The organism is Aquisalimonas sp., from assembly GCF_007120195.1.
GTDB lineage: Bacteria > Pseudomonadota > Gammaproteobacteria > Nitrococcales > Aquisalimonadaceae > Aquisalimonas.
The window spans coordinates 1-5979 of record NZ_SKOG01000259.1 but is presented as its reverse complement, the minus strand read 5'-3'; the positions used below and the strand labels follow the sequence as shown (position 1 = coordinate 5979).

Sequence of the window (5979 nt, the reverse complement as noted above, 5' to 3'; positions counted from 1 at the left end):
TAGCTGAGCGAGCCGCGCATGTTCAGCGCCAGCTGGCGGGTTAACCCGGTCCGGAAACTCCAGAAGCGTTGCTCCCGGTCTTCTCCATCGGCACCGTCAGGCTGCACCCAGGTCCGCGAGATACTGTTCTCCCAAGTGGTAGCGGGACCCAGACTCCATACAACGCGACCCAGCACGCCAGTGCGGCGATCATCCCGCTGGAAGTCGTCCGCCTCCGCCCGCTCGGAGAGGAAATCCCGGTCCGTGCGGAAGGCGAGCAGCGACCACTCGCTCCTGCGCAGGTTGTAACGCACCGATACCTGAGCGCGCTCGAGGACGAAGATATCCTCAGCCCGGACAGGCGAGGCCAGCTCAAAGCAGAACACCAAGGCCTCCTCCTCTGTAAACCCCTGGTCGATGAAGAAATCCAGGCAGTTTTCGTCTGCCAGCAGCAGTTGACTGCGCGTGGTGGACACGAGCTGCACAAAGGACGCCTGCCACATGGCACGCCGGCGCTGATGCCGCAAGTCGAGACTGCCGGTGCGCCCGAAGAACCGCTCGCCGACGGTGCCCTCCAGGGAGGTCCTCACATTCGGGTTCCAGCGAAACCCGGCATTCCAGAAGGAGCCGTCGATATCGCCCGTGGGACTGACGAAGTCATTGCGCTCTTCACCCACGGTGCCGAACACGGAGAGCCGGCGCGTCAACTCCACACCGGCAGTGCCGGAAATGGTCGCCAATATGACGGGATCATCGCCGAGCGTGCCAACCTCGTCGTCGTCAAAGCGAATCTCCTGCCACTCGAAATTTCCACTCCAGAAATAGCGCCTTCCCATTGGCACGCTGGTGACATCGACGGTGTAGGTCTCGGCGGTGCTGTCCCGCCGACTGCGAACGCGATCGTACGCGTAACGGGCGGTCACGTCGGCAAGCCGGCCAAGCCGCTGGGTGGCATAGGGACTCACGCGCCAGGTCGTTACGGTTGTGGTGTCATCAAACACACCCTCCCCGACCCCCACGGGATCCAGGAACGTCTCTGACTGCTCGCGGCGGGTGGCGGATGCATCAAGAAACAGGAAATTCCGCAGCAACTCCGCGTTACCGCGCACATTGTACCGCTGGGTCGCGGTGTCCCTGTCGGAGTCACTCGCGTGGAATCGATTATTAAACAGATAGTCTGCACGCCCGCGGATGCGTTTGCCTTCGGCGGTGACCAGGACACCCGGCGCAACGTTGTAGATGATGTCACGGCGCTCCTGCCCGCGCGGCGCGAGCCGCGCGTTGTCGGTGGCGGTGACCGTTTGCTCGAGACGCGGCGTAATGGAGAACCGCCTCTCCTGCTCCTCCTCCTGCTGAGCATGTCCCGGCCACGCTACCGCCAGCAGTGCCATAAGGCACGCCCCGTGTACAGCATGGCAGGACGTAACCCTGCGCTGAGGTGGTCTAACACTCGGCACCGGTCACGACCTGTAGTAAGACCCGTAATATCCATGGGCATACTTCATACCCGGCAACGGCAGCGATTTGTTGAGCAATGGCACAACCACCTCACAGCCTTCGAGCTGTTCCGTGGCCCGCGCTATCGCCTCCTGGGGGGTCTTGTCGGCCTCCACCACAAACACGATCTGGCCCATGTGGTGCGCAAGCGCACCGGCCTCGCTGGTGGCGAGTAACGGAGGGGAATCGAACAGGATGATGCGGTCCGGATAGCGATGACTCATATCAGAGATCAAGCGGTGCATATCCCGGCTCGCCAGCATCTCAGTCGCCTTGGGGTAGGTCCGTCCTGCCAACAGGACGCTCAGGTTGTCGATGTCCGTTCGGATCAGGGCATCCGGAAAATCAATGCTCTCGTCAGCCAGGAGATCCAGTAGACCGGGGCCATCCGCACTGATGCCCAGATACTGGGGAACTGTCGGCCTGGCGACATCGGCGTCGACAAGCAGCACGGTGCGATCAAGCTCCATGGCAATGCTCATGGCCAGGTTAATCGCACAGAAGCTCTTCCCCTCACGCGGCAGCGAGCTCGTGACCATCACCAGGTTGCGGTTGCGTGCTGCCGGGGCGTCCTTGCCGAAGGCGTTCGCCAGCAGCGGCCGCTTGAGCAGCCGGAATTCCTCGGCAACCTGACTGCGCGTGGTCCCATCCGGGCTGATCAGCCCCGCCTCCGCGAGGTGCGGACGAGAGATCGGCTCAAAGCGCCGCGTCACCGTAGGCTGCGGCGACTGCTCCAGAGTTGCCGCGTCTGGCGGGTGTCCCTGCTCATGGACTGCATCCATGGCCCGCTCAATATTCGAGCGGGCCTGCAGGGAGGCGTCCGCTTCGTGCTCCTGATCGGCGTTGGGCCTTAGTTTCCGGGCCACGTGGCCCCGTGACTTGCTTATTGCCTTTTCAATGATGCTCATGGGCCGGTCCTTCCCTTAACCTTGGTGGGCACTGTCCTTCACAATAGAAAGTACGAGGCGAGGACGGCGCCGTAGACCAGCACCAGAACGCCAACGACAACCGTGAATCCGGCCATGGCCCAGCGCCACCGGCGGCGACCTTTTCTCGTTTCCACGTAGGACACCATGCCTAGTACCGGACGCCCAGTGAGCTCGGCAAGTTGGCTCCGCGACGTCACCGTGCTGCGAAGCTGCCCGAGGAGAAAGGCAAGGCCGGTGCCAGCGCCGAGCCCCAATAACAGCGCCGCGCTCGCCAGCATAGGCCGGTTCGGATCCGATGGGCTGGAGGGCACACGCGGGGGCTCGATAATGCGGAAGTCCACCGCCTCCGTCTGGCTCTCGACGTCGCCGGTCATGGCCGCCCGCTCCCGGGTCGCGAGCAGCTGCTCGTAGTTGGCCTGAATGACATTCTTCTTGCGCTGCAGCGAGGCATACTCCGACTCGATGCGGGGAATGCGATCGACCTGTTCCTTCAACGCCTGAAGGCGCTTCTCATACTCCTCGACCCGCACAGTGAGGGAGGCGACACTGCTTTCGGTCTCGGCAAGGCTGAAGTTGAGGTGTTGCTGCAACGCGGTCATGGTCTGTTGAGGGGACGGGGTCGGGGGCATTTGCGCCACGCGCTCGGCCCTTTCCTCTTCGAGCTCGGCGATGATGCGCCTCACCGAGGTGACATCGGGGTGCTCGTCGGTATAGCGACGCCGAAGCTCATCGAGATTGCTCCGCAATGTGCTGATGCGACCATCGAGCTCCGGATCCGCATGGTTCTGGTTACCCGGGTTCTCCCCAAGGAGCACGGGCTCCTCACCTTCGAGCTGCCTGGAGAGGGTCTCCCTGCGGTTCTCGGCTTCACGCAGTTCCAGCCGCGCCTGCTGCAGCTGTTCCTCGAGGTTTCTCATGCGACCGAAGTAGTCTCGCCCCGACAAAATGTTCGAATGCTCGCGCCTGAATTCCTCGATCTTGCGCTCATGATCGGAGAGCGTCTCCCGGTAACTCTCAACCTGGGCCTCAATGAATCGCCGTGAGCCGAGAAGGTCCTGCCGGCCGACGCTGATTCCGCCTTCCATGAACAAATTGACGACAGCCTGCACCACCTCCTTGGCTTCCTCAGGGTGGCGACTCGTGTAGCTGACGGTATAGAGGTTGTCACGACCACCCAGCCCGCCAAGGCGAATGTTGCGGTCGAGCTCGTCGATGATGGCGTCTTTGTCCTGGGAATGCCCCGAGCGCAGATCCAACTCGACCTCGCGGGCGACTTTCTCCAGGTTCGCGCGGGTCAGGAGCGTCTGCGTCATCATGCGCACCCGCTGCTCCGTGTCCGGCCTGACGGTCAGGTTCCGCAGCAGGGGCTGGAGCACTGAATCGGTGTTAACATGAATCTGTGCCGAGGCCTGGTAGCGATCCGGCAGGGTGTCCACCCACACCCATCCGGCAATAGCGACCACCCATGCAACCAACGCGATATACCACCGGCGACGCCACACGCCGCGGACCTGCAACAGGACTTGCTCGAGGATCTTATCCATTGTGCTCTACCTCTGAACGCCGCACTTCCTTGATCGCCATCGGCAACCAGATACCAATCAGAAGAAACTCTCCGGGATTACCAACACGTCGCCAGGGAGCATCTGCACGTTGGCCGAGATATCCCCGCCGTTGACCAGGTCATCCAGCCGTACGCGGTATTCCTTCTCTTCGCCATCGACCGTGCGCACGATAGTCGCCCGGTTGCCGGCGGCGAAATCTGTCAACCCGCCCACTTCGATCATCACGTCCATCACCGTCATGAACTCCCGGTACTGAAGCGCCCGGGGCTGGGTTGCCTCACCGATCACCCGTACCTGCTGGTCGAATGGGCCAACAAAGCCGGTCACCACCACTGTCACGACAGGATCACGGATGTAGGTGCTGAGCTCTTGTTCGATGTCGCGCGCCAGTTGTGTTGGCGTTCTGGAACTGGCTGGCAGGTCTTCGACTAGTGGCGTGGTCAGCTTGCCGTCCGGGCGCACAGGAACCGCCATGGAGAGTTCCGGATTCCCCCAAACGATGATGCTCACGTTATCGCCTGGGCCAACCAGGTAGTAGCGATCAATGGGGGTATCAACATAGGGCGGTGCGGGCACATGTGTCGCACAGGCACTGAGCAGCACGGCGGCGCTGGCGAGCACGAGGATAAAACGAAGACCGCTGCGAAACGGAAGGACTCCCGAGAACAGATGCATCCCTTCTTCACCCCTTCTACTTATCTGCGTCGGGAACTGATGTTCCCTTGTTCTATCTCAACGTGCCGCCATGCCAGACGACCACCGTTAGCGCCCTTGCGCTTGCCAATGCACCGCACTCTGCGGCTGCACTCGGCCCCGAGAGCCTGTCGCCACGCCTCTACCGCTCGTCTTCTTGTAGTCATGAATCGCCCGTCAGGGACTGCCCGCGCACTGGTCGAAACATCTATTTATACATTCTCCCTGTCTTGAATAGTACCACGCCATACGCGCCGGTAAAGGCAAAGTGTGAACTGAGTCTCAAAATAGTATCGCGCCGGTGTTACCTTGGTTCCTGACGGGCCGCAAACGGCCGGTCACGCGTGACAGCGCTGCAAAGGCTCAGCGTGTGTGACCAGCGCGTCGATCTAACCGATCCTACGCGTGTCCAACGGACCCGGACACGCCATCGCAGCCCAAGGGAACTGGCAAACCTATGAGACAGGACGCTCTAACCGAACGATTTCAGGAATATTTTGACGTCGTACCAGTGATAGACGACGCATTGCTGCGTCGCATCTTCAACCTCCGATACAACGTGTACTGCCGTGAGTACGGGTATGAGCGGGAAGAAGACTGCCCCGGACGCATGGAGCAAGACGACTACGATCACCACGCCCTCCACGCCGCCGTCATCCACCGCAGCAGCCAACAGGTTGCCGGGTGCGTCCGGTTAATCTGCCCCGACCGGGCCGGCCCAGTCTCAGTGCTGCCCCTTGAGCGGTTCTGTGGCCACACTCTCGATCATGCGGACCTCTACCCCGGCGGTTTTCCCAGTCACAAGATTTGCGAGACCTCACGCCTGGCAGTGAGCGCGGAGTTCCGCCGCCGCCCCGGAGAGAAAGACAATGCATTAGGAATTCCCGGACACTTCGACGCCGGCAATCAGGACGAGATGCGCAGCTATCCAATGATCTCAGCCGCACTGTTTCTTGCCGCGGCGGCACTGGCGGCGTCATCAGCACGACCGCACATATTCGCGATGATGGAGCCGCGCCTGAACCGACTGCTCGCCCACTCCGGGCTTCAGTTCACTCAAGTGGGTCGTGTTTTGGACTACCATGGGACCCGGGCAGCCTACTACATCCACCATCAGGTCGCGATGGAGAGGATGAAGCCCGCACTGCACGGGCTGTATTGCGCCGTTCTCGAACAACTCGCTGGCGCAGCGCAAAGCAGCACACCCCGCCTCGTGTGCTGAGCGCCCATGGTTCAAGGCATCCGGAAAACCGCCCCGGTCACAATCCACAGCGCCGGGCGTGACAATCCTGTGGCGGTGACAACGAGGAGATTCG

The 5979-nt window shown here is 61.7% G+C and carries 5 protein-coding genes; 1 reads left to right on the top strand and 4 read right to left on the bottom strand.

The features are described 5' to 3' along the window. The 4 genes from QZT63_RS18010 to QZT63_RS17995 all read right to left on the bottom strand — a co-directional run. Window positions 1-1370: TIGR03016 family PEP-CTERM system-associated outer membrane protein (locus tag QZT63_RS18010; protein WP_290653159.1), on the bottom strand; the 1370-nt coding region annotated here is incomplete at its 3' end. A gap of 69 nt (window positions 1371-1439) precedes the next feature. Next, window positions 1440-2384, bottom strand: coding sequence for an XrtA-associated tyrosine autokinase (locus tag QZT63_RS18005; protein ID WP_290653157.1), 945 nt, complete (start codon window positions 2382-2384; stop codon window positions 1440-1442). A gap of 38 nt (window positions 2385-2422) precedes the next feature. Beyond that, on the bottom strand, window positions 2423-3949 hold the full coding sequence (locus tag QZT63_RS18000; protein ID WP_290653155.1) for an XrtA system polysaccharide chain length determinant: 1527 nt from the start codon (window positions 3947-3949) through the stop codon (window positions 2423-2425). A gap of 57 nt (window positions 3950-4006) precedes the next feature. Then, entirely contained in the window at window positions 4007-4645 is a 639-nt protein-coding gene (locus QZT63_RS17995; protein WP_290653153.1) for an XrtA/PEP-CTERM system exopolysaccharide export protein, read from the bottom strand. A 475-nt stretch (window positions 4646-5120) separates the two neighbouring features. Here QZT63_RS17995 and QZT63_RS17990 point away from each other — a divergent pair, with 475 nt between their 5' ends. Further along, the gene (locus tag QZT63_RS17990) at window positions 5121-5885 is read left to right on the top strand and encodes a PEP-CTERM/exosortase system-associated acyltransferase (RefSeq protein ID WP_290653151.1); all 765 of its coding nucleotides are present in this window, start codon (window positions 5121-5123) and stop codon (window positions 5883-5885) included. The last annotated feature ends 94 nt before the right edge of the window (window positions 5886-5979 follow it).